The organism is Micromonospora sp. NPDC023633 (genome assembly GCF_040640035.1).
In the GTDB taxonomy this organism is placed as follows: Bacteria; Actinomycetota; Actinomycetes; order Mycobacteriales; family Micromonosporaceae; genus Micromonospora.
Map to the genome: position 1 here is coordinate 1 of NZ_JBFABB010000086.1, position 22618 is coordinate 22618.

Sequence of the window (22618 nt, forward strand, 5' to 3'; positions counted from 1 at the left end):
TCCGTTGTTGGCGCGACGGGCCCGCGTGGCGTGTGCGGTGCGTGCGGCGCGACCGGGGCGGGCGGGGTGGTGAAGTGGCGGGCGGCCCGCGGGGCGACGAGGCCGGTCAGGGCGCCGAGCAGCGCCACGCCTGCCAGCAGCCCGGTCGACACGGGGCGGACGCTACCGGCGCGACGGCTCCGGCGCGGTCCCCCGGGCGGGACGTCGCGGTCTCTCGGTGCTCACCACGAGGGCCACCCCGGCCACGATGACCGCGCCGCCGAGCAGCACCTGCGCGGTGATCGACTCGGCGGCGAACAGCGCGCCGAGCGCCACCGCCACCACCGGATTGACGTAGGCGTACGTGGAGACCAGCGAGATCGGCGCGTGGTGCAGCAGCCAGACGTACGCGGTGAAGGCGACCAGCGAGCCGGCCACCATCAGGTACGCGAGCGCGAGCCACGAGCGGGTGGTCACCGCGCCCGGGTCGAACCCGCGCAGCTCGCCGCGGGCCACCGCGAGGACGGCCAGCGCCGCCGCCCCGGCGAACATCTCGTAGACGGTGGCGACGAACGGATCGGCGGGCATCCGGATCCGGCCGGAGAGGAAGGAGCCGATCGACCAGCAGGTGGCCGCCACGACCACGGTCAGCGCCCCGGTGAGCGGCACGGCGCCCGCCCCGCCGGTCGGCAGCACCAGCAGCACCAGGCCGACGAAGCCCGACGTCACCCCGGCCAGCGTCCACGACCGGGGTCGGTCGCCGGTGACCGTACGCAGCAGCACCACCAGCAGCGGAACGGTCGCCACCAGCAGCGCGGCGATCCCGGAGGGCACCGCGACCCCCGCCGGACCGGACTCGGCGAGCACCACCAGCCCGTTGCCGCACGTCAGCAGGAGCACGCCGACCAGCGCGGCCGAGCCGAGCTGCCGCCGGTCGACCCGCAGCGCGCCCCGTCCCCGCCGCACCCGCAGCACGATCGCCAGCACCAGGGCGGCGACGGCGAACCGGGCGGCCGCCGAGCCGAGCGGCGGCATGGACTCCACCGCGATCCGGATGCCCAGGTAGGTGGAGCCCCAGAGGACGTAGACCAGCAGCAGGGCGGTCCAGATCAGGGCCGGCGTGGCGGCAGCCGTACGGCCCGTACCGGCGTCCGGGCCGGTCCGGGTGCCCGCGTCGGCGGGCGGCGGTGCACTCGGTGGAGGTGGGCTCATCGGTGGACACGCTACGGTGGCGTGGGCGTCGGCGTCCCTCGTTGGTGGCCGGCCTCTCACCACTCGCGCGGGAGGCGTGCATGGCGAACTACGGAGCACCGGGTCGAGGGGACCCGGACCCGTGGCAGGGGCGGCGCCCCGAGGAGTCGTACGGTCCGTCGGCCGGGCCCCCCGGGCGGGGCGGCTGGGAGGACCCGTACGGCTCGACCCCACCGGAGTACGGCGCGCAGCCGTACGCCACCCGGGACGGCGGCACCCCCGTCCCCTCCCCGTACGCGGGAAGTCCCGCCCCGCCGCCGCGGCGTCGGCGCGGGCGGGCGGCCCCGCTGGTCGCGGTGCTGGCCACGGCGGCGTTGCTCGCCCTGGCCGGCGGGGCCGCGGCGCTCCACCTGCTCGACCAGGGCGACGAGACGCCCGTCGCCACGCCGAGCGAGCCCGCGCCCGCGGCGAAGACCGACCCGCCGGCCACACCCGCGAGCGCGACGGTCGCCGCGCCGAGCACACCCGCCCCCGAGTCCTCGGCCGACCCGCGCTTCGTCAAGGCCGGTCAGTGCGTCCGCAACGACGGGCCGGCCGGCGGCAAGCCCAAGCTGCTGATCAGCGACTGCGCCCCGCAGACGTACGAGGTGCTGCGCCGGATCGACGGGGCGACCAGCGGCGAGAAGGACGCCGCGGCGAAGTGCGCCAAGGTTGACGGCTACACCAACTGGTACTTCTTCGACAGCGAGCTGGACACCCTCGACTTCGTGCTCTGCCTGAAGCAGCGCTGAGCCACCGCACCCCTGAGGAAGAGATGACGACCTACGGATCACCCGCACAGCCGGACGACCCCTACCAGCGCCCGCCCGGCACCCCGGGCGGCCCGCCACCCATCGACCCGACACTGCCGGAGTGGGGGCAGCCGCCGGCCGCCCCGCAGTGGGGCCAGCAGCAGCCCGGGGGTGAACCGCAGTGGGGCCAGCCGCCGTACGGGGGTGAACCGCCGGCCGCCCCGCAGTGGGGTCAGCCGGACCCGGCGTGGAACCAGCCCGCGCAGCCGCCGACCCCGGAACCGGGCTACCCCCCGCCTCCCACCTCCGGGGCCGGCTACCCGCCGCCGACCTCCGGGGCGGGTTATCCGCCGCCGACCTCCGGGGCCGGGTACCCGCCCCCGCCCGGGGTCCAGCCGCCGGCGGACCAGGGGGGCTACCCGCCGGCCGGGCCGTATCCGCCGGCCGGGCCGGCGCCCGCGCCCGGCAACCAGTGGGGCGCCCCGCAGCCGGTGCCCGGCGGGTACGGGATGCCGCCGGCCGCCCCGCCGGCGAAGAAGAGCGGTGGCAAGGTCGCGCTGGTCATCGGCCTGGTGGTGGTGCTCCTGCTCTGCCCGTGCCTGGGTCTCGCCGGCTGGGCGTTCTGGCAGGCCGGCGAGGACGAGGACCCGATCGCGACCCCGACGATGAGCGCTCCCGCCGACCCGACGGGCCAGCCGACGGGCCAGCCGACGGACGAGCCGACGGACGAACCCAGCGCGGCGCCGACCACCGCCAAGCCGAGCCCCAGCCGGAAGGAGTTCGCGAAGGGCGACTGCGTGGTCAACGACGGGACGGCCACGGACGCCGAGCTGCGGAAGGTGCCCTGCGGCCCCAACACGTACGAGGTGCTGCTGCGGATCCCGGGCACGGCGGACGGCGACCGGTGCAAGACCCGGGCCCCGGAGGCGACCGCCAACTACGTGCACGACAACTCGCTGGACTTCCTCGACTACGTGCTCTGCCTGAAGAAGCGCTGAATTACCAAAACTAGGGCTGTCTAGCGTCCACGCTAGACAGCCCTAGTTTTGTGTCGAGACGATCCCGGTGACCCGACACGCCGGTTGCCCCATCTACGGATGTCTAGTCCCGCAGCTAGACGGCCCGATACTGTGCGATGCGTGGATCCGGTCCGCAACCCGTACGCCCCGGGCGCCGGCCAGCGTCCCCCCGAGCTCGCCGGGCGGGGGCGCGAGCTGGACGTCTTCGACGTCGTGCTGGAGCGCATCGCGCGGGGCCGGCCGGAACGCAGCCTGATGCTCACCGGCCTGCGCGGGGTCGGCAAGACGGTGCTGCTCAACACCCTCCGCTCCCAGGCGATCAACCACCTCTGGGGCAGCGGCAAGATCGAGGCCCGGCCGGACCAGTCGCTGCGCCGCCCGATCGCCGCCGCGCTGCACATGGCCGTTCGGGAGCTGGCGCCCCGGCACCGCGCCCCCGACCGGATCGACGCCTTCCTCGGCGTGCTCAAGGCGTTCGCCCAGCGGACCGCGCCGACCGGTCGCGGCACCACCGCGCCGAAGCTGCGCGACCGGTGGCAGCCCGGCATCGACGTGCCCGCCGCCAGTGGCCGCGCCGACTCCGGCGACATCGAGATCGACCTGGTCGAGCTGCTCACCGACGCCGCGGCGGTGGCCGCCGACGTCGGCACCGGCATCGCGGTCTTCATCGACGAGATGCAGGACCTCGGCCCGGAGGACGTCTCCGCGCTCTGCGCCGCCTGCCACGAGCTGTCCCAGCTCGGCGCGCCGCTGATCGTGGTCGGCGCCGGGCTGCCGCACCTGCCGGCCGTGCTCAGCGCGGCCAAGTCGTACTCCGAGCGGCTCTTCCGCTACCAGCGCATCGACCGGCTCGACCGGCTCGCCGCCGACCAGGCGCTCTGCGCGCCGGCCGAGCGCGAGGAGGTGGAGTACGAGCAGAAGGCCCTCGACCTGCTCTACGAGAAGTCCGGCGGCTACCCGTACTTCGTCCAGGCCTACGGGAAGGCGACCTGGGACCATGCGCCCCGCTCGCCGATCACCGCCGCCGACGTGCGGGTCGCCGCGCCCGAGGCCGAGGCCGAGCTGGCCGTGGGCTTCTTCGGCTCCCGCTTCGAACGGGCCACCCCGGCCGAGCGCGAGTACATGCGGGCCATGGCGACGCTGTCCCTGGTGGAGGGCGAGGTCGACGGCGGGGGCCGCGACGACATGGACGCCGCCGTGCCGACGGCGGAGATCGCCCGGGCCCTGGGGCGCAAGCCGGCCAGCCTCTCCCCGGCCCGGGACGCGCTGATCAAGAAGGGCCTGATCTACTCCGGCGAGCGCGGCACGGTCGCCTTCACCGTCCCCCACTTCGGCCGCTACCTGCGTACCCAACCGGCCTGACCGGTCGGGGCGATCGACGCGGCGCGCCGCCACGCCCGACCCGGCGCGGGGCGTCAGACCTTCGCGGGCGTCAGACCTTCGCGGGCGTCAGACCTTGGACCAGGGCGGCGGGAACAGCACCTCGCCGCGCGGCGGCGGGCCCTCGCCGCTCGTGGCCGGCGGCAGCACCAGCGCCTGCCAGGGGTCGCCGAGGCCCGACCAGGGGCTGGTGAGGCCCATCCGGTCGGCCCGGCCGAAGCCGAACCGGTGGTAGTAGGCAGGGTCGCCGAGCACCACCACCAGCCGCTCGCCCAGCTCGGTGGCCGCCTCGATGGCCGCCTGCACCACCGCCGTGCCGAGCCCGAGCCGCCGCCGGTGCGGCGCGACCGCCACCGGGCCGAGCGCCAGCGCCGGCGCGGTGTGGTCGTCGGACTTCACCCGGACCCGGGTGAGCAGGGCGTAGCCGACGACCTCGCCGCCGTACTCGGCGACCATCGCCAGCTCCGGCACCCAGGCGTCGGTGTCGCGCAACTCCTCGACCAGCCGCACCTCGGGCGGCGTGGACACGTCGGGACGGGCGAACGCGGCGGCCAGCACCCGCCGGACCGCACCGGTGTCGGCCGGGTCCTCGGGTCGCAACCGCAGCGTCGTCACGCGGGGCACGTTACCCCTCACAGCCGGTCCATCAGCGACGGTCGCTCGAATCGGCGTGGCGCGACGTCCACGCCGACCGATCCGGATCGGCGGTTGCGGGGGTAGTCGGGCCGGCGACGGGGTATGACTGACCCATGAAACCCGTACGCTCCCTCGCCCGCGCCATGTTGAGCGGCATCTTCGTGGTCAGCGGGTTCCACAACCTCCGGAACCCCGGGCGGCTGGTCGCGGCCGCGAAACCCGTGACGGACCGGGTGACCCCGCTGCTGGAGAGGGCCGATCCCCGCATCCCCACGGACACCGAGACGCTGATCCGGGTCAACGCGGCGGTGCAGGTCGGTGCCGGGCTGATGCTCGCCAGGGGCCGGTTCGCCCGGCCGGCGGCGCTGGTCCTCGCCGGCACGCTGGTCCCGGTGACCCTCGCCGGGCATCCCTTCTGGAACAACGACGACCCGGCGGCGCGGAACAACAACCAGATCCACTTCCTGAAGAACCTCGGCCTCCTGGGCGGGCTGCTGCTCGCCGCCGCGGACACCGGCGGCGAGCCCGGGCTGCGGTGGCGGGCCGGTCACCGGATCGGCCACTCCCGACGTTCCGTGCAGCGAGCCGTCCGTACCGCCCGCAGGGAGGCCCGGATCGCCGTACGATCAGCAGCGACGGCCCGACGACTACCTGGCTGACCTGCGTCGACACCTCCTCCCGGCCGGCCCCTCACCTGCCAACACCGCGAATCACCTGAACCACCCGACAGGCGTTAACGCGGTGGAAATGTCAAAAACATGTGTGGGATCGGACACGGTCGCATAACGCGGGAGGCATTAACGTGAGGCGCCGTTCTAGGCTCCGTGCAGGACCTGGACGGGTAGGACGAGCTTGGTACGGGGGTGGCCACGCCATGCCGGCGACCGTCGGAAGACGGGTGGACCGCCTCGCCCCAGTCCGTCGCGTAACGCGTGGGATCGATCGTAGGACAGTCGTACGGACCGGCATCGTGGCCGCCGTCGCCTATGCCGCATGGCTCGCCATCGGCGCTTTCGGGCGGCCGTACAACTTCTTCGACATGAAGATCTACCACGGCGCGGTGGTGTGGTGGGCGAGCGGTCACGAGCTCTACGAGTTCATCGCACCCGGCACCACCCTGGGCTTCACCTACCCGCCGTTCGGCGGTCTGGTGATGCTGCCGATGGCGCACCTGCCGGTCGGGATGGCCGGGATGGTCAACGCGCTCGCCAGCATCGCCGCCCTGGCCATCGTGCTGGCCGGGCTGCTCCGCCCGATCGTCGACCGGCTCGGCTGGCCCCTCTGGTTCACCGTGGGGATCGCGACGCCGCTGGCGGTCGCCGTCGAGCCGGCCCGGGAGACCCTCGGCTACGGCCAGGTGAACCTGCTCCTCTTCGCACTGATCATGGCCGATCTGATCGGCCTGCGCTGGCGGTCCCGCCGGGGCACCCACCTCGCCCCGACCGACGGCCCGCTGCTGCGCTTCGTCTACAGCGGCGCCTGGGCCGGCGTGGGCATCGGGCTGGCCACCGCGGTCAAGCTGACCCCCGCGCTGTTCATCGCCTATCTGATGATCACGCGGCAGTGGCGCGCCGCGGCCACCGCGATCGGCACGGTGATCGCCGTGACCGTCGGTTCCTTCGCGATCGTCGGCACGGAGTCCCGGGCCTACTTCGGCGGCGTGCTCTGGCAGACCGAGCGCGTCGGGGCCGCCGACATGACGCCCAACCAGTCGCTGGCGGGGCTGCTGGCCCGGCTGTACGACTCGATCGAGACGCCCGGCCTGCTCTGGCTGTCGTTCTCGGTGCTGATGCTGGCGGTCGGCCTCTCCCGGGCCGTCAACGCCCGCGCCGACGGCGACGAGCTGACCGCGTTCACGCTGGTCGGCCTCACCGCCAACGTGATCAGCCCGATCTCCTGGACGCACCACCTGGTCTGGGTGATCCCGGCGATCGTCGTGCTGGCCGACGCCGCCGTACGCCGGCGGGACGCCAGTCGCGGGCTGGCCCAGCGGGCCGGCCAGGGGGCGTACGGCGGGCCGCCGGGGGTGACCGGGCTGCGCTCGCCGATCTGGTACCCGACGCTGACCGGGCTCCGGCACGGCGCCGCCGCGATCGGGCTCTACCTGCTCTTCCTGATCTCCCCGATCTGGCCGTACGAGCACCAGCTCCCCGAGGTGTCCCACTACCAGGACGGCCTCTTCGGCGCCCTGATGGAGAACTCGCTGGCGTTGGCCCTGATCCTGCTGGTCGCCGCGCTGCCGTGGCGCCCGGGCGCCGAGCCGGCCTTCTACGCCGACCGGTTCGGCCGCCAGGCCACGCCGAGCCTGCGCCGCTGACGGGGGTGGGCCGCCCCTCAGGGGCAGTTCACCCACTCCTCGGTGCCGTCGGCGAAGACCTGCCGCTTCCAGATCGGCAGCCGCGCCTTGACCTCGTCGACCAGCCGGGCGCAGGCCGCGAACGCGGCGGCCCGGTGGGCGGTGCTGACGGCCGCCACCAGGGCCGCGTCGCCGATGGCGAGCGGGCCGACCCGGTGCGACACCGCGACCGCGTACACGTCCGGGTCGGCGGCGATCTCGGCCGCCACCTCGCGCAGGATCCGCTCGGCGCTCGGGTGGCCCTCGTACTCCAGGCTGGTCACCGCGCGGCCGTGGTCGTGGTCGCGGACCACCCCCTGGAACGAGACCACCGCGCCGGCCCGGCGGTCCGCGACCGCCGCCTCGTGCGCGGCGAGGTCGAGCGGCCGGTCGGTGACCTCGCCGAACGTCGTGGCCGGCGCGGTCACCACGCACGCTCCCCGGGCAGCAGCGGCAGCGGCACCACCGGCACCCGGTCCCCCGGCTCGCCGGAGGTGCCGGGGCGGATGACGGCGAACCCGTCGGCGCCGGCCAGCCCGCGCAGCATCGCCGAGCCGACGTGCCGGACCGGGTGCGCGGTGCCGGCGGTCCGGTCCAACCGGACCAACGCCAGATGGGTGTACGCGCCCCGGCCGCGCACCGGCTCGGCGAGCGTGACGTGCGGCAGCACCGGCATCGGGCGACCCGCCAGGCCGGCCAGCAGCGGGGCGACCAGCGAGACCAGGGCGACGATGGCGGACTGCGGGTTGCCGGGCAGTCCGGCGACGAACCGGACCCGGCCGTCGGCGTCGGCCAGCCGGGCCAGCAGCATCGGGAACCCGGGCCGCACCGCCACCGTGTTGACCACGTAGTCGGCGCCGAGCGCCTCCAGCGCGGGATGCAGGTGGTCGACCGGCCCGTGCATCGTGCCGCCGGTGGTGCACACGAGGTCGGCGGTGGTCAGCGCGGCGCGCAGCGCCGCCACGTGCGCGGGGAGCGTGTCCGCCACCGGTCCCACCACGTCCGAGGGGCGGACCAGGCAGCCGTACCGGCGCAGCCAGGCCGGTACCGCCGGCCCGAGCGCGTCCCGCACCCGGCCGGCGCCGGGCGGACCGGCGGTCAGCAGCTCGTCGCCGAAGACCAGCAGCGCGGCGCGGGGCTGCCGCCGCACCAGCAGGCTGTCGTGCCCGCAGGAGGCGGCCAGGCCGATCAGCGCCGGGTCCACCGGGGTGCCGGCGGGAACCAGTTCCTCCCCGGCGTACGCCTCCTCGCCCGGCTCGCGCCACTCCGGCGCCGGCCGCGGCGTGCCGTCGACCAGCCCCTCCGGCGTACGACGGGACTCCTCCACCCGCAGCACGGCCGTGGTGCCCTCCGGCACCATCGCGCCGGTCGCGATCTCGACGGTCGTCCCGTCGTCGGTCAGCGGGGCCGGGGTGCCGCCCGCCAGCACCCGCCCGACCGGCCGCCACGGCCCGGTGCCGCGCACGGCCCAGCCGTCGACGCTGGAGGTGGGGAAGGCGGGCAGGTCCGTACGGGTGGTCAGCGGCTCGGCGAGGGTGTGTCCGTCGATCTCGGCGAGCGGCCGGCTGACGGCCGGGAGCGCGGCGGCCAGGCCGACGGCGTACACCCGGGACCGGGCCTCCTCCCAGCCGGCCGGCGGGGGCGCGGTGACCGGCTCGGCGGCCGGTGCGGTTTCCGTGCTCACCGGCCGAGCCTAACGGTGCGCCACCCCGGTCGCGGTCAGTGGTCGCCGCCGCGGAGCTGGTCGACGGCGTGGGTGAGGATCGGCCCGAGCACGGCGAGGCCGTCCCTCGCCCCGCCGGTCGATCCGGGCAGGTTGACCACCAGCATCCGGCCGACGACGCCGGCGAGCCCCCGGGAGAGCGCGGCGGCGGGAACCTTGTCGCGGCTGTGCGCCCGGATCGCCTCCGCGATGCCGGGAATCTCGTGGTCGAGCAGCGCCCGGGTCACCTCGGGGGTGCGGTCGGAGGGGTTGATCCCCGTGCCGCCGCTGGTCAGCACGACGTCGATCCCGTCGGCCAGGGCGACCCGCAGCGCCTCGCCCACGGGCTCGCCGTCGGGCACCACCACCGGCCCGTCCACCTCGCAGCCCAGGTCGCGCAGGCCGGCCACGAGCAGGGGACCGCTGGTGTCCGCGTACACCCCCGCCGCCGCCCGGTTGGACGCCACCACCACCCGCGCCCGGATCACGGCCGCTCCTCCGGGCGGACCCACAGGCCGGTCTTGCCGCCCTCCTTGCGCAGCACCCGCACCGCGTCGACGCTGGCCGCCGGGTCGACCGCCTTGACCATGTCGACCAGCGCCAGCCCGGCGACGGCCACCGCCGTCAGCGCCTCCATCTCCACGCCGGTGCGGTCCGCCGTCCGCGCGGTGGCGGTGATCTCGACGGTGTCGTCGGTGAGCGTCAGGTCGACCGTGACGCCGTGCAGGGCGATGGGGTGGCAGAGCGGGATCAGGTCGGGGGTGCGTTTCGCGCCCATGATGCCGGCGAGACGGCCGACCGCCAGCGCGTCGCCCTTGGGCAGCCCGTCGCGGCGCAGCAGCTCGACGACCTCGGGCGTGGTGCGGAGCCGGCCGGCGGCGACGGCCAGGCGGCCGGTGACCGCCTTCGCGGAGACGTCGACCATGCGGGCCGCGCCCGCCGTGTCGACGTGGGTGAGCTGCGCGGGATCGGTCACGGTCGCGAGCCTATCTTCCGGTACGAGAGGGAGGGACCACCGGCGCGGACACGCCTGTCGCGAATTGGCCGGGACGGGGAACGCGTTCCCGGCGCGTTGTCCGACGACCGTTTCCACCCCGCTTCCTTGCGCCGGCCCGATAGCCGTCCTTCGCAGTGACGCGGTGGAGCCCGGGATGCCGCCAGGAACGGATGTGGTGTCATTGCCTCTCCGGCGCGACGGGAAACGATCATCGCCATCGGGAGAATTGCCCGGGCTGCCTGTCAGTCAGGATCGGGCAGCAACGGGCATCGTACGGAGTGCAACTTGCCTCGGTCATCGCGTGACGTGGCGAGGGCGAACCTGCGCCCCGTTGTCGCTGACAAAGCTGCCGGGCGGACGGAGCGTACCGGCACGGAAGCGGCCGTCCCGACCATCCAACGTGCCCGGGAGGCGCCTCACGCACCCGGTGCCGGAGCTGCCGACCGTTGCAAACTGCACCGCCGTGTCCGATGCCGTCAGCCCCTCCACCAGTTCATTATCTAGCGTTAACCGGAGGTGGATAGAAACTCAGCGGTGAGTTCCCGGACAGAAGCAGAAAGTCACGCCACGAGGCACGGTTCTCATCCATTGCCCATAGTCACATTTATCCCTCCATAATTGGCCGAACCGCACTTAGGCTGTCGACGTCGCGGACCACAGCCGCGCAAGGCAAGGGCCATGGCGAATGGGGGAGGGATAGCGATGTCGGCACACGAGTGGCAGTGACGATTGTGGTCGACGAGTGACCGTAGGTAGCCTTGGCCTGCGCCCATCAGAGGCGGGTGACAGTCGGGGATGCGGTGACACGACCGAGCGCGGGCAAGACGGAGGCCGAGCGGCGCCTGGCGCTGCACGTCGGCCTCGTCTGCATTGCGGCGATCGCGGCGACGTTCGTTTCCGTACGCGGACTGGTGCTACTGGGTCTGTCCGGCCAGGATCTCGCGGTTTCACTCGCCCTGATCCTCATGGCTGCCCTCGGCGTGACGATCAAGTGGCGGATCCGGATCCGGGCAACCGTCCACGCCATCTCCTGGAGCGAAACGGCGATCATCCTGAGCCTGGCGGTGGCGCCGACGCCCCTGGTCATCCTGACCACCGGGGTCGGGGTGGCGATCGCCCTGCTGATCATCCGTCTGCCGCCGCTGAAGGCCGCCTTCGGAATTGCCAAGAGCATGCTGCTGGCGGCGGGTGCGGGAGCAACCCTGCACGCCCTCGGATGGTCACCGACGCTCGCCGACCTCTGGCCGGCCCTCGGCCCGATCGGGATCGCCTACGCCGTCACGGTGGTCCTCGACGAACTGCTGACCCTCCCGGTCATCGCACTCGCCACCGGCACCCGGCTCGGGCAACTCTTCCGCGAGGACCTCGGGCTGCGCGTGACGAGCGCGCTGGCGCGCTTCGTCCTCATCGTCACCACGCTGTTCATCCTCCATGCGGATCCCCGGCTCCTGCTGGCGGTGCCGCCCCTCGTACTCAGCCTCCACCTGCTCTACTCCAACCGGGTCAAGGCCCGCACCGAGCAGCAGGCGTGGCAGCGGCTGGCCCGCACCACCGACGCGCTCAACGTGGTCGACCTCGACAAGGTCCTCACCACGGCGGTCACCCAGGCCGCCGAGCTGTTCTCCGCCGACGAGGTGGAGATCGAGCTGCGCGACGGCGGCCGGACCGTCCGCGGTGGCGCGGTCGCCATCACGTACGACGGGCCGGCCGGCGAGCCAACCTCGGTGGACGGCACCGTCGTCCCCGCCGCGCTGGAGGGGCACGACCGGACGGTCGACGTGGGCGTGCTGCGGCTGCGGTTCCGCGGGCCCGTGCAGCTCTCCGAGCGGGAGCAGTACACGATGCGCACCTTCGCCTCGGCCCTGTGCACGGCCGTGCGCAACGCCCAGGCGTACGCCGAGCTGGCCCGGGTCGCCGACGAGCACGCGTACGCCGCCACCCACGACGCGCTGACCGGGCTGGCCAACCGCCGCCAGCTGCTCGACCGGGGCAGCGAACACCTCGGCACCCGGCACGCCGACGGAGTGACCGCGCTGGTGCTGATCGACCTCAATCACTTCAAGGAGGTCAACGACACCCTCGGGCACGCCGCCGGGGACCAGGTCCTGGTGCAGGTCGCCGAGCGGCTGCGCGACGCCGCCCAGGACGGCGACCTGGTGGCTCGGCTCGGCGGCGACGAGTTCGCCGTACTCCTGCGGGGTCTGCCGGCCCCGGCGGTGGCCGCGCACCGCGCGGAGACCCTGCTCGCCGCGCTGCACGAGCCGTTCGACCTGGACGGTATGCGGATCAGCGTCGAGGCCAGCGGCGGAATCGCCGCCGCGCCCGCCACCGGGGGCATGCCGGAGCTGCTGCGCCGCGCGGACGTGGCGATGTACCAGGCGAAACGGGCCGGCCAGCGGACCTCGACGTACGCCCCGACCCGGGACACCGCCGACCTCGGCCGGCTCACCCTCGGCGGCGAGCTGCCGCGCGCCGTCGCCGACCACGAGTTCACCGTCAACTTCCAGCCCATCGTCGACCTCGGCACCGGCCGGGTCACCGGCGCGGAGGCCCTCGCCCGCTGGCACCACCCCACCCACGGAATGATCGACCCGCTGCGCTTCCTGGAGGCGGTGGAACGCTCGGGCCTGCTCCCCGCCTTCGCCGAGGCGATCCTCGACCAGGCGCTGATCGCGGCGGGCAGCTGGCGGGACGCCGGCTTCGACGTGCCGGTGGCCGTCAACGTGTCGCCGCGCAGCCTGCTCGACGCCCGCTTCCCGGGCTCCGTGCTGGCCCGGCTACGGGCCCACGACCTGCCCCCCGACCGGCTGGTGCTGGAGCTGACCGAGACGCTCACGCTCAGCCAGCTCGACGTGGTCGACCGCGTGCTCAGCCGGCTGCGGGACGAGGGGGTCCGGCTGGCGCTCGACGACTTCGGCACCGGCTACTCCTCCCTGTCGCTGCTCTCCCGCATCCCCGTGCACGAGCTGAAGATCGACCGCAGCTTCGTGACCGCCATGGAGAGCTCCGCCGAGGCCGCCGCCGTCATCCGCTCCACCCTCGACCTGGGCCGCAGCCTCGGCCTCGACGTGGTGGCCGAGGGCGTGGAGAGCGAGCCGCAGCGCCGGGCCCTCTGGGAGCTGGGCTGCACGGCGGGCCAGGGGCACCTCTTCGCCCGCCCGATGCCCGCCGGCACGCTCCTCGCGGCGTTCCGGCGCGGATCCGGGGGCAGCCCCGGCACGCTCGCGCCTCCGCTGCACGACGCTGGAGCCGTGATCCGGCTCGCCCCGGGCCGCCGGCAGGGCGGGCGCGGCCGCACCGACCGCCACCTGCCCGCCTGACGCGACGACGCGCACCTGCTGCCAGACTGGCCCGCGTGACCGCCGCCCCGACCGCCCGCCGCCGTGGCTGGCAGCCCCTCGACTCCGCCGCTGGCGGCCTCGCCCTCGACCTCGGCCTGTACGCCGCGTCGGCGGCGTTCGCCGGGATCACCGCCGCCACGTCCACCCTGCTCCCGCACCGGGCCTGGGGCGCCGTCGCCGCCGTCGGATACCTCCTCGCCGCCCTCGCGGCGACCGGCCAGCTCCTGCTGCGCCGGCGCGACCCCGGATCGCCGCTGGCCGGGCTGCCGGCCCGCTGGACGGTCACCGGGTTCGCCTGGTGCACCACCGCCCTGCTCCCGCTGGCCTGGCAGAGCATCCAACGGGCCGACGGGCGCACCGACCGGGCGCAGGAGGAGGTGCTGGTCGTCGAGGAGTCCGGCCGGCGGCTGGCCGACACCGGCACGCCCTACCTCGGGCACGACGCGATCGCCGCCCTGCCACCCGGCGAACAGCTGCTCGGCTACACCCCGTACCAGCCCGGAATGGCACTGTTCGGGCTGCCCCGGGCGGCCGTCGACGCCTGGTGGACCGACGCCCGCGTCTGGTTCGCCGTCGGTACCGCGCTGGCGCTCGCCCTGGCGGTCCGCGCCCTCACCCGGGGCGTCCACCGGCCCCCGACCGACCCCACCGGGGCCGCCGTCCTCCGGGGCGTACAGGCCGCCACCGTCCTGCCGGTCTGCGCGCTCACCCTGGCCACCGGCGGCGACGACCTGCCCGTACTCGCGCTCTGCCTGCTCGCCCTCGCCCTCGCCGCCACCGGCCGGCCGGGCCGAGCCGGCCTCGCGGTCGGCCTGGCCGGGGCGCTGAAGCTCTTCGCCTGGCCGGTCGCCCTCGTGCTGATCATCTGGGGCCTGACCCGGCGCGCCGGCCTGCGGGTCGCCGCGGGCGCGGTCGGCCTGCCCGCCGCCGCACTGCTGCCGGCCCTGCTCGTCGACCGCGACGCGCTGGTCGAGAACGTGCTCCGCTTCCCGCTCGGGCACGGCCTGGTGACCAGCCCCGCGCAGTCCCCGTTCCCCGGCCACCTGATCGCCACCGCGCTGCCCGCCGGCCGCGCCGTCGCCGTCGCCCTGCTGCTCGCCGCCGGGCTGGCCATCGCCGTCCGGCTCGCCCGCCGCCCGCCGCGCACCGCCGTCACCGCCGCCTTGGTCTGCGGGTACGGCCTGCTCGCCGCGATCCTGCTGATGCCCTCGACCCGCTTCGGCTACCTGCTCTACCCGCTCGCCCTCCTGGCGTGGGCGCCCGCCCTGCACCCCACGGTTTCCGCGAACTGGCGGGCGGAGGCCGGCGACACGGCGTAGACCTGAGGCATGACCACCTACCGCGACCGCGAAGAGGCGGGCCGGGCGCTCGCCGACCGGCTCACCGCCCTCATCGGTGAACCGGACGTCATCGTGCTCGGGCTGGTACGCGGCGGCGTGCCCGTGGCCCGGGTGGTCGCCGAGCGTCTCGGCGCACCCCTGGACGTGCTCGTCGTGCGCAAACTCGGCATGCCGTGGGCGCCCGAGGTGGCCTTCGGCGCGCTCGGTCCCGGCGGCGTGCAGGTGCTCAACGACGCGGTGGCCGGCCGGCTCGGCGCGGACGACGTCGCCGAGGTGCGCCGCCGGGAACAGGCCGAGCTGGAACGGCGGGAGCAGCTCTACCGCGCCGGCCGGCCGCCGCTCGACCTGACCGGGCGCACCGCCGTGATCGTCGACGACGGCCTGGCCACCGGGGCCACCGCCCGCGCCGCCGTGCAGGTCGCGCGCCACCTCGGCGCCCGCCGGGTCGTGGTCGCCGTCCCGGTCGGCTCGCAGGAGGCGTACGAGATGCTGGTCGCCGAGGCCGACCAGGTCATCTGCGCCCAGCACCCGCCGGAGTTCATGGCGGTCAGCGCCTACTACGAGGACTTCCACGAGGTCGCCGACGCCGAAGTCACGGAAGCGCTGACAGCGACCGCGTGACCCGACCGGGTACGGTCGGAGAATGAGCCTGACCTGTCCCAAGTGTCACGGAGAAATGCGCCAGTACGAGCGCAGCGGCGTCGTCATCGACCAGTGCGGCGAGTGCCGGGGAATCTTCCTCGACCGCGGCGAGCTGGAGAAGCTGTTCGAGGCGGAGGCCAACTGGAACCGCCAGCAGGGTGGGACGGCCCCGGGGCAGCCCGCCCAGCAGCAGGGCGGCTACGCCGGCCAGCCGAGCCACCAGCAGGGCGGCTACCCGCCCCCGCCGCCCCCGCCGCCGCCCGCCCCGGCCCCGCACCAGCCGGGCTACGGCGCCGTCCCGCCGCCCCCGCCGGTGCACGGCTACCCGCCGGCCCCCGCCTACGGCCAGCAGCACCACGGCTACCACGGGCACTACAAGCGCAAGAAGCACAAGAGCTTCCTGGACGAGATGTTCGGCTGAGCCACTCCGTCGACCGGGTCGGCGCCTCGACCGGCCCGGTCACCCGTGGTTCGGCACCCTCCCGTCACCGCCCGTTCGCCGTGCCGGCGGGCGGCGGCCGTGCGACGCTGCACCCCATGACGCCGCACACGCTGCACCACCCGCTGGCGCAGGCGTACGACGGGATCACCCGGGTCGTCGCCGACCTCGACGACGCCGACCTGCAACGGCCCACCCGGTGCCGGGGCTGGCTCGTCGCGGACCTGCTCTTCCACGTGCTCTGCGACGCCCAGCGGGCGCTGGTCGCGCTGGCCAGCCCCGCCGAGGGCCCGCCCGACGTGGACGACGTGAGCTACTGGCGCGCGTTCCCGCCCGGCGAGGACGAGGACGGGGACGGCGCCCGGCACGCCTGGTGGGCCCGCCGCTCCGCCGCCGCCTTCGACCGCCCGAGCGGGATCGTCCGGCGCTGGGCCGACACCGCCCCCGCCGCCGTACGCGCCGCGAGCGCGGCCGATCCCGACGGCCACGTCACCACCCAGGGGCACGTGCTGCGGGTGCCGGACCTGCTCGCCACCCTGACCACCGAGGCCGTCGTGCACCACCTGGACCTGGTCCTCGACCTGCCCGACGCGCCGCTGCCCGGGGCCCTCGCGTCGCGCGTCGCCGTGGCCACCATGGACGGCCTGCTCAGCGACGACGCCGTGCGCCCGGCCGCGTGGAGCGACGCGGAGTACCTGCTCAAGGCGACCGGACGCGTGCCGCTCACCGACCGCGACCAGCTCGAACTCGGCGAGGTCGCCGGCTGGTTCCCCCTCCTGGGCTGACCCGCGCAACCGTCCTCAGACGATGGCCATGTCGACGAAGCGCGACAGGTGGAGCTGCGCGGCCACCGTCACCGTGTCGGTCGGACCATTTCTGTGCTTGGCAACAATAAAATCCGCCTCCCCGGCCCGCGGCGACTCCTTGTCGTAGTAGTCGTCGCGGTGCAGCAGGATGACGACGTCGGCATCCTGCTCGATCGAGTTGTGGGTGGCGATGCCGTTGGCGATGAAGTTGTGAGTTCCGAGGACGGTGGCGTCGAAGACGTCACGCTCACCGACAGACTCGATCGACACGATCTCGTCCCAGAAGATGTCGTTCGTAGCGTGCAGGTCGAGATCGGCAGCGTCCAGAACCGAAGCGACCTTCGCAAGCCTGGATCGACTGGGCGCGTGCTTCCACAGTGCGCTACCACAGAACTTGGTGTCGATCGCCGCCGCGAATTCGCGATGCGTCGTACCGGTCTCCGCCAGGATCTCCCGCACCCGGCCCCACACCTCGCGCGGAACAGTGTCGACGTTGGTGTTGCTGCCGATGGTCGCGAGAGATGCGAGCAGGTCGGCGCAGTTGCGTGCCCTGTCCCCGTGCACGCCAATCTCCCGAAGGAATCGCAGTTGGTCGTCCCGGCCGGACACGTCAAGGGTGTACTGGGGCCGGTAGCCGTGGACACGCACCAACTTGAGGCGGGCGCTGATCCCGTACCGCAGCAGGAGGCGGGAGATGTCTTCGAGCATTCGGCGGCTCGTGGACGAGAAGTAGACACGGCCACCCCGACCGGACTTGTTCACCGTCACCGAGCCGTCCGTTGCCCAGAGGTGCCGCAGGAAGAGGGTGATCTGCTCCTTCGGCATGCTGAAGACGGACGCCGGGATGAACTTCTCATGCGACCGCAGGCCGAACAGCCCCAGACCGTCCAGCCACTCGGCGACCGGGTTACGCCGACCACGAGCGAGGCGATAGGGAGCGGGCAACCTCAGGGTCGTGACCCGGGCCGCTTCGTAGTCGTCACGAACGGCCGTGATGCCGAAGTGCTTGGCCGCCTCCGCCACGGCTTGAAGGTTCTGCTCGTCGCGACTTGCGTACCGGATCGGTTGGCGGCGCACGAACGAGCCGTCGCCCAAGAGGTGTGCCAGCAGAACAACCTCGGCCTCCGCCCACGGCCGAACGGCGAGTGGAGGCGGTATGTGCCTGGGCGTGGCAAGACGCGTCCCCGGCATCAACTCCCCGAGCGGCACCCATCCGGTGAAGGTGAGGAATGGATGGTTCGTCGTCGCGTCGATCTGTTTGCCCGACGCCAGCTTCATGCGGAACACCTCCCGGTGACCGCTTGGGAAAACATGCGTCATCGTCCTCGGGGCATAGCGAAGGCTCTCATCCAACGCCCAGACCGGGACTTCCTCGGCGCCGGCCGCCAGGAGTTCGCCGAGGGTAACCTCTGAGTTGTCGTCGGCCCGGATCAAGCGGGTCTCCGCTGTCAAACATCCCGATTCACGCAGATCGGACAGCTGCGGTCGCTTGTCGGTGCGCTGCTCCGGGCCACGGTTCAGCTGGCTCACCGCGATCACCGGGCACTCGACCTCCTTGGCGAGCAGCTTCAGGCCACGAGAGAGGTCCGCGACCTCCTGCTGCCGGCTCTCGGTGCGCTTCGGGGAGGTCATCAGCTGGAGATAGTCGACCACGATCAGCTTGAGGTCGTGCCGCTGCTTGAGGCGGCGCGCCTTGGCCCGGATCTCCATCAGGTTCATGCTCGGCGTGTCGTCGACGAAGAGCGGCGCCTCGCTGATCTCCCCCATGCAGCGGGCGAGCTTGGTCCAGTCGTCGTCGGAGAGCTGGCCGCTGCGCAGGACGTGTAGCGGCACCCGCGCCTCGGCCGAGAGCAGCCGCATGACGATCTCGACCTTGCTCATTTCCAGAGAGAAGATGGCTGACGCCTGATTTGCCCTGATGGCGGCATTTCGGGCGAAATCCATACTTGCGGTCGATTTTCCCAACCCAGGACGTCCGGCAACGATCACGAGCTGCCCCGCGTGCAGGCCGTTGAGCAGGCGGTCCAGGTCGGTGAAGCCGGTCGGGACGCCGGTCATCACGCCGCCCTGGGCGCCCACCGCCTCGATCTCGTCCAGCGTCGGCTGGAGCATGTCGGCGAGCACGGCGAAGTCCTCGCTGACGCGGCGCTCCGTGACGTCGTAGACCGCCTGCTGGGCGAGGTCGACGATGTCGTCGACGTCGCGGCTGCCGCCCTGACCCGTGCCGTAGCCCAGTTGCACGATCTTGGTGCCGGCCTCGACCAGGCGGCGCAGGACCGCCCGCTCGCTGACGATGCGCGCGTAGTACGCCGCGTTCGCGGCAGTCGGCACGCTGGCGATCAGCGTGTGCAGGTAGGGAGCGCCGCCGATCCGGACGAGGTCGCCAGAGTCGGCCAGGGCCGCCGCCACCGTGATGGAGTCGGCTGGCTCGCCCCGGCCGTAGATCTCCAGGATGGTGTCGAAGATGGTGGCGTGCACCGGCCGGTAGAAGTCGTTGGTCTTGAGGATCTCGACGACGTCGGCGATGGCGTCCTTGGACAGCAGCATGCCGCCGAGGACGCACTGCTCGGCGGCGACGTCCTGGGGCGGGGTCTTGTCGAACTGGCCGTCGCGCTGCGGCGGCGGGGACGCCTGCCCCCCGCCCGACCGCGAGTCCGCCCGCATGTCGTCGGTGACCGACACGGGTCCCCCCTCCACTGCGTCGGATCCGGATTCAGCCCGGTCGCCGGGGTACGACAACCTCGACCTGCCGGTCGATCGGGGGTCATCGCGCGGCCGGTCGGGGGCCAACCATACGGAACCCGAGGTCAGCCCCTCAACCACGTCGGTGGACGAGCCTCGGGACAACCTGTGGACGCCGGTGGACAAGCATGTGCGCAGGGTGTGCACAGCCTGTGGACAACGGCTGGGGAATTCTCCACCGCAGCGCTCTGAACTGGGTAAACGTAATCCCCAACCTGTGGATGGCAAGTTTTCGGTCGAACTGCGTGGTCGAACGTCCCGTACTATCTCCAGCGAACGGCTACACCTGGACAGCGGATTGCGCCATCGGTCGAGAAGGGTCACGCTCCCGCCGTGAGTAACCGGGACTGGGGACGCGGAGAGGATGGTCCGCGCGAGCGACGGCCGGTCGCCCCCTGGGACGATCCCGCCGACCCGGCACCGGCCGATCCCTACGAGCGCGCCACCGCTCGGCACCGCACGCCGAGTCGCCGCCGGGCCGTCGAGCGCGGCGATCGGGAGCCGGTCGACAGCTACCTGCCACGTTGGGCAGTGGAGTCGGGAGTCCGCCGCGCGGACGGCGGCGGCCGGCACGCCGCGCCCGACGACGGGGTGCAGACCGGGGCCGACCCGCCGCAGTCCGGCGGTGCCTGGCGGACCACCGAGACCACGAGCAGTTTGCGCCGGGTCAGCGAGACGAGCTGGCGCGAGGCCCCGGCGATCGGCGCGGCACCGGAGTCGGAGCACACCGGGGAGTGGACGTTCGAGCACCCGCAGGAGCGGGGATACTCCGGGCGGCGGCGGGCCGAGGACGACCCGGTCTCTCACGCGGTGCCGTCGAGCCGTCCGAGGCGCCTGCCGGCTGACCGCCCGCAGGTCGTCTGGTCCGGCCTGGAGCAGGCGGACGCGTCCGGGCCCGTACCGGAGCGGGAGGCCGAGCGGCGGGGCCGGCGGGCGGTGGAGGACCGGCCGGCCGTCGATCCCTGGGACCGGGGGTCGCACCCCGCCGGGTCCGGTACGCCGCCGTCCCGTCCTCCGTGCGTGGACGCGTGGGACGCGTCGGGTGTGCACGCGTGGCGTCCGGCCGGCGAGGTCGACCGCTGGGACCACGCCGGCACCGGCCGGTCGGACCGGACCGACGGCACCGGGCAGTGGCAGCAGCCCGACGACACCGGCCAGTGGGAGCGGTATTCCGACGGCGGTGGGTGGGACCGGACCGCGCCGGGTTCCGGCGGGGGCGCTGTCCAGGAGTGGCCCTGGCCGGGGCGGGACGACCGGCACGAGGGTTTCTGGTCGGGCACGCGGCTGGCGGGCGACGATCCCCGGTGGATGGATCCGCCGGTGTCGGCGCCCCGGTCACCGGTGGTGCCCTACTCCGCGCCGCGGCCGCGTCCGGCGCCGCGTCGGCGGGGGGCGGAGCCGGTCGGTGCGGCGACGTCGGCCGTACGCCGTCGGGCCGGGACCGCCGGGGCGGGGGCCCGGGGCCGTCGCATCGAGGACGACCTGCTCGATCCCGATCCGGGCGGGCCGTGGCGGTCGCTGCTCTACACGGTCGCCTGCTATCTGGTGCCGGCGGTGCTGATCTTCGTCTGGTTGCTGACCCTGGACGGGCAGGTGCCGGCGGGGTGCGTCACGGACATCAGCGGAGGGGGTTGCGACTCGCCGCGGTCGCGGGCGCTGGGCTCGCTGGCGTCGGGCCTGCCGCGCTTCGGGTTGGCGTTGGCCAGCAGCCTGGTGGTGGCGCTGCTGCTGCGCCGGGTCGGGACGACGTGGCGCTCGGCCAGCGTCGCGCTGGCGGCGGCCGTGGTCGGCGGCGGCGTCTCGACGGTGATGATCAGCGCGGTGACCGGCCAGCCGATCGGCTGACGCGCCGCCTCGGCCCGTGCGGCCGGGAGCGCGACGCCGACCGTACGGCGAACAGGGCCCGCACCGGTCGGTGCGGGCCCTGTCGTGGTGCTGGGGTGAGGTGTCAGCCCTGGACGACGTTGAGGTCGAACTTGGCGGTCACCTCGGGGTGCAGCTTGATCTGCACCGGGTAGGAGCCGGTCGACTTGATGGGACCGGACAGCTCCAGCCGACGACGGTCGAGGACCGGACCACCGGCGGCCTTGACGGCGTCGACGATCTCGGCCGGGGTGACCGAGCCGAAGAGCCGACCACCGTCGCCGGCGCGGGCCTTCAGGTTGACCTTGAGGCCCTCGAGCTGGCCCTTGACCTCGTTGGCGTGGCCGAGGTCGCGGATCTCCCGGGCCGAGCGGGCCCGCTTGATGACCGTGACCTGCTTCTCCGCACCCTTGGTCCAGGCGATCGCGAAGCCCTGCGGCAGCAGGTAGTTACGGCCGTAGCCGTTCTTGACCTCGACGATGTCGCCCGGGGCACCGAGGCCGGACACCTCCTGAGTCAGGATGATCTTCATATCGGTGCCTCCTCTCAGCGGGCCGTGGCCGTGTACGGCAGGAGCGCCATCTCACGGGCGTTCTTGACCGCACGGGCGATCTGCCGCTGCTGCTGCGAGGTCACGCCGGTCACCCGCCGAGCGCGGATCTTGCCGCGGTCGGAGATGAACTTGCGCAGCAGCGCGGTGTCCTTGTAATCGATGTAGGTGATCCCGTCCTTGTCGAGCGGGTTCACCTTCTTCTTCGGCTTGCGAAGTGCAGCGGCCTTGGCCATTGCTCGTGCTCCTGGTTTGCGATCGCGGGCGCTCGGCGCCATTAGAACGGGGGCTCCTCGTCGAAGTTGCCGCCACCCGAACCACCGCGCGAGGGTGCTGGCGCAGCCGAGGCCCAGGGGTCGTCGAAGTTGCCTCCGCCGCCGCCCTGGCCGCCTCCACCACCACCGCCGAAGCCGCCGCCACCGCCGCCGGAGCGGGACATCTTCTGCACCTTCGCCGTGGCGTAGCGCAGCGACGGGCCGATCTCGTCGACCTCGAGCTCGATGACGGTGCGCTTCTCGCCCTCGCGCGTCTCGTACGACCGCTGACGCAGCCGACCCGAGACGATCACGCGGGCGCCCCGCTGGAGCGACTCGGCGACGTGCTCCGCCGCCTGCCGCCACACGGTGCACGCCAGGAAGAGCGGCTCGCCGTCCTTCCACTCACCGGAGGCCTTGTCCATGAACCGGGGCGTCGAAGCGACCCGGAACTTGGCGACCGCCGCACCGGAGGGGGTGAACCGCAACTCGGGGTCATCGGTCAGGTTGCCGATGACCGTGATGGTGGTGTCTCCTGCCATGACCATCTCCTCGCGCACTCATCTGTACTGCCGTACAGGCTCTCAGAGCCCTCCGACAGTGCCGATGAG

Annotated in this window: 20 protein-coding genes and 1 pseudogene; 11 read left to right on the plus strand and 10 right to left on the minus strand. The window is 73.5% G+C overall.

Annotated elements, in window-relative coordinates; translation table 11 throughout:
- Nucleotides 1-162 precede the first annotated feature (162 nt).
- Entirely contained in the window at nt 163-1191 is a 1029-nt protein-coding gene (locus AB0G13_RS23845; RefSeq protein ID WP_357878054.1) for an EamA family transporter, read from the minus strand.
- 323 nt (nt 1192-1514) lie between these two features.
- Between AB0G13_RS23845 and AB0G13_RS23850 the strand changes: the two are divergent.
- From AB0G13_RS23850 to AB0G13_RS23860, 3 genes and pseudogenes are all read left to right on the plus strand, one after another.
- A pseudogene (locus tag AB0G13_RS23850) lies at nt 1515-1961 on the plus strand (hypothetical protein); the annotation flags it as partial.
- Between the two features lie 557 nt (nt 1962-2518).
- A complete protein-coding gene (locus tag AB0G13_RS23855) occupies nt 2519-2959 on the plus strand; it encodes a PT domain-containing protein (protein WP_357878108.1) in 441 nt (146 codons plus the stop codon).
- Nucleotides 2960-3100: 141 nt separating this feature from the next.
- Nucleotides 3101-4342 (plus strand): ATP-binding protein, encoded by a 1242-nt coding sequence (locus AB0G13_RS23860; RefSeq protein WP_357878057.1) that lies wholly within the window; start codon nt 3101-3103, stop codon nt 4340-4342.
- 87 nt (nt 4343-4429) lie between these two features.
- Here the strand turns inward: AB0G13_RS23860 and AB0G13_RS23865 are convergent, their stop codons facing one another.
- Nucleotides 4430-4984, minus strand: a complete 555-nt coding sequence (locus tag AB0G13_RS23865; protein ID WP_357878060.1) for an N-acetyltransferase — start codon at nt 4982-4984, stop codon at nt 4430-4432.
- Nucleotides 4985-5109: 125 nt separating this feature from the next.
- Between AB0G13_RS23865 and AB0G13_RS23870 the strand changes: the two genes are divergently transcribed.
- Nucleotides 5110-5655 (plus strand): DoxX family protein, encoded by a 546-nt coding sequence (locus tag AB0G13_RS23870; RefSeq protein ID WP_357878063.1) that lies wholly within the window; start codon nt 5110-5112, stop codon nt 5653-5655.
- Nucleotides 5656-5870: 215 nt separating this feature from the next.
- Nucleotides 5871-7313, plus strand: coding sequence for a glycosyltransferase 87 family protein (locus tag AB0G13_RS23875; protein ID WP_357878066.1), 1443 nt, complete (start codon nt 5871-5873; stop codon nt 7311-7313).
- Nucleotides 7314-7330: 17 nt separating this feature from the next.
- On the opposite strand, the gene AB0G13_RS23880 is transcribed toward AB0G13_RS23875, so the two are convergent.
- Genes AB0G13_RS23880 through moaC form a run of 4 tightly spaced genes read right to left on the minus strand, consistent with a single transcriptional unit; the run spans nt 7331 to nt 10009 of the window.
- Entirely contained in the window at nt 7331-7759 is a 429-nt protein-coding gene (locus tag AB0G13_RS23880) for a molybdenum cofactor biosynthesis protein MoaE (RefSeq protein WP_357878111.1), read from the minus strand.
- Nucleotides 7756-9015, minus strand: coding sequence for a molybdopterin molybdotransferase MoeA (locus tag AB0G13_RS23885; protein ID WP_357878069.1), 1260 nt, complete (start codon nt 9013-9015; stop codon nt 7756-7758). The genes AB0G13_RS23880 and AB0G13_RS23885 overlap by 4 nt, the downstream gene beginning before the upstream one ends.
- Nucleotides 9016-9050: 35 nt before the next feature.
- A complete protein-coding gene (locus AB0G13_RS23890; protein WP_357878072.1) occupies nt 9051-9521 on the minus strand; it encodes a MogA/MoaB family molybdenum cofactor biosynthesis protein in 471 nt (156 codons plus the stop codon).
- Nucleotides 9518-10009: a cyclic pyranopterin monophosphate synthase MoaC gene (gene moaC / locus AB0G13_RS23895; RefSeq protein ID WP_357878075.1), complete on the minus strand. Its 492-nt coding sequence runs from the start codon at nt 10007-10009 to the stop codon at nt 9518-9520. Before moaC ends, AB0G13_RS23890 begins: the two co-directional genes overlap by 4 nt.
- Nucleotides 10010-10941: 932 nt before the next feature.
- Here moaC and AB0G13_RS23900 point away from each other — a divergent pair.
- The 5 genes from AB0G13_RS23900 to AB0G13_RS23920 all read left to right on the plus strand — a co-directional run bounded on the left by AB0G13_RS23900 (nt 10942) and on the right by AB0G13_RS23920 (nt 16577).
- Complete coding sequence (locus AB0G13_RS23900) at nt 10942-13350, plus strand: bifunctional diguanylate cyclase/phosphodiesterase (protein WP_357878114.1); 2409 nt, start codon at nt 10942-10944, stop codon at nt 13348-13350.
- 35 nt (nt 13351-13385) lie between these two features.
- A complete protein-coding gene (locus tag AB0G13_RS23905; RefSeq protein WP_357878078.1) occupies nt 13386-14690 on the plus strand; it encodes a glycosyltransferase 87 family protein in 1305 nt (434 codons plus the stop codon).
- A 9-nt stretch (nt 14691-14699) separates the two neighbouring features.
- Entirely contained in the window at nt 14700-15332 is a 633-nt protein-coding gene (locus tag AB0G13_RS23910; protein ID WP_357878081.1) for a phosphoribosyltransferase family protein, read from the plus strand.
- A gap of 22 nt (nt 15333-15354) precedes the next feature.
- A complete protein-coding gene (locus tag AB0G13_RS23915) occupies nt 15355-15774 on the plus strand; it encodes a zf-TFIIB domain-containing protein (protein ID WP_357878084.1) in 420 nt (139 codons plus the stop codon).
- 116 nt (nt 15775-15890) lie between these two features.
- Entirely contained in the window at nt 15891-16577 is a 687-nt protein-coding gene (locus AB0G13_RS23920; RefSeq protein WP_357878087.1) for a maleylpyruvate isomerase N-terminal domain-containing protein, read from the plus strand.
- 15 nt (nt 16578-16592) lie between these two features.
- On the opposite strand, the gene AB0G13_RS23925 is transcribed toward AB0G13_RS23920, so the two are convergent.
- Nucleotides 16593-19295, minus strand: coding sequence for a replicative DNA helicase (locus AB0G13_RS23925; protein ID WP_357878090.1), 2703 nt, complete (start codon nt 19293-19295; stop codon nt 16593-16595).
- A 378-nt stretch (nt 19296-19673) separates the two neighbouring features.
- Between AB0G13_RS23925 and AB0G13_RS23930 the strand changes: the two genes are divergently transcribed.
- Nucleotides 19674-21185 (plus strand): hypothetical protein, encoded by a 1512-nt coding sequence (locus tag AB0G13_RS23930; protein ID WP_357878093.1) that lies wholly within the window; start codon nt 19674-19676, stop codon nt 21183-21185.
- A gap of 103 nt (nt 21186-21288) precedes the next feature.
- Here AB0G13_RS23930 and rplI read toward each other — a convergent pair whose 3' ends face one another.
- Genes rplI through AB0G13_RS23945 form a run of 3 tightly spaced genes read right to left on the minus strand, consistent with a single transcriptional unit; the run spans nt 21289 to nt 22567 of the window.
- Nucleotides 21289-21735, minus strand: coding sequence for a 50S ribosomal protein L9 (gene rplI, locus AB0G13_RS23935; protein ID WP_101413423.1), 447 nt, complete (start codon nt 21733-21735; stop codon nt 21289-21291).
- A 14-nt stretch (nt 21736-21749) separates the two neighbouring features.
- Nucleotides 21750-21989, minus strand: a complete 240-nt coding sequence (rpsR, locus tag AB0G13_RS23940; protein ID WP_007073789.1) for a 30S ribosomal protein S18 — start codon at nt 21987-21989, stop codon at nt 21750-21752.
- Nucleotides 21990-22030: 41 nt separating this feature from the next.
- Nucleotides 22031-22567 (minus strand): single-stranded DNA-binding protein, encoded by a 537-nt coding sequence (locus AB0G13_RS23945; protein ID WP_172896610.1) that lies wholly within the window; start codon nt 22565-22567, stop codon nt 22031-22033.
- Between the last annotated feature and the right edge of the window lie 51 nt (nt 22568-22618).

Excerpts from the sequence above, each read along its gene's own strand:
- AB0G13_RS23845 (WP_357878054.1), bottom strand. The coding sequence starts at position 1,191 with ATGAGCCCACCTCCACCGAGTGCACCGCCGCCCGCCGACGCGGGCACC.
- AB0G13_RS23870 (WP_357878063.1), top strand. The coding sequence starts at position 5,110 with ATGAAACCCGTACGCTCCCTCGCCCGCGCCATGTTGAGCGGCATCTTC.
- AB0G13_RS23875 (WP_357878066.1), top strand. The coding sequence starts at position 5,871 with ATGCCGGCGACCGTCGGAAGACGGGTGGACCGCCTCGCCCCAGTCCGT.
- AB0G13_RS23910 (WP_357878081.1), top strand. The coding sequence starts at position 14,700 with ATGACCACCTACCGCGACCGCGAAGAGGCGGGCCGGGCGCTCGCCGAC.
- AB0G13_RS23915 (WP_357878084.1), top strand. The coding sequence starts at position 15,355 with ATGAGCCTGACCTGTCCCAAGTGTCACGGAGAAATGCGCCAGTACGAG.
- AB0G13_RS23920 (WP_357878087.1), top strand. The coding sequence starts at position 15,891 with ATGACGCCGCACACGCTGCACCACCCGCTGGCGCAGGCGTACGACGGG.
- rplI (WP_101413423.1), bottom strand. The coding sequence starts at position 21,735 with ATGAAGATCATCCTGACTCAGGAGGTGTCCGGCCTCGGTGCCCCGGGC.
- rpsR (WP_007073789.1), bottom strand. The coding sequence starts at position 21,989 with ATGGCCAAGGCCGCTGCACTTCGCAAGCCGAAGAAGAAGGTGAACCCG.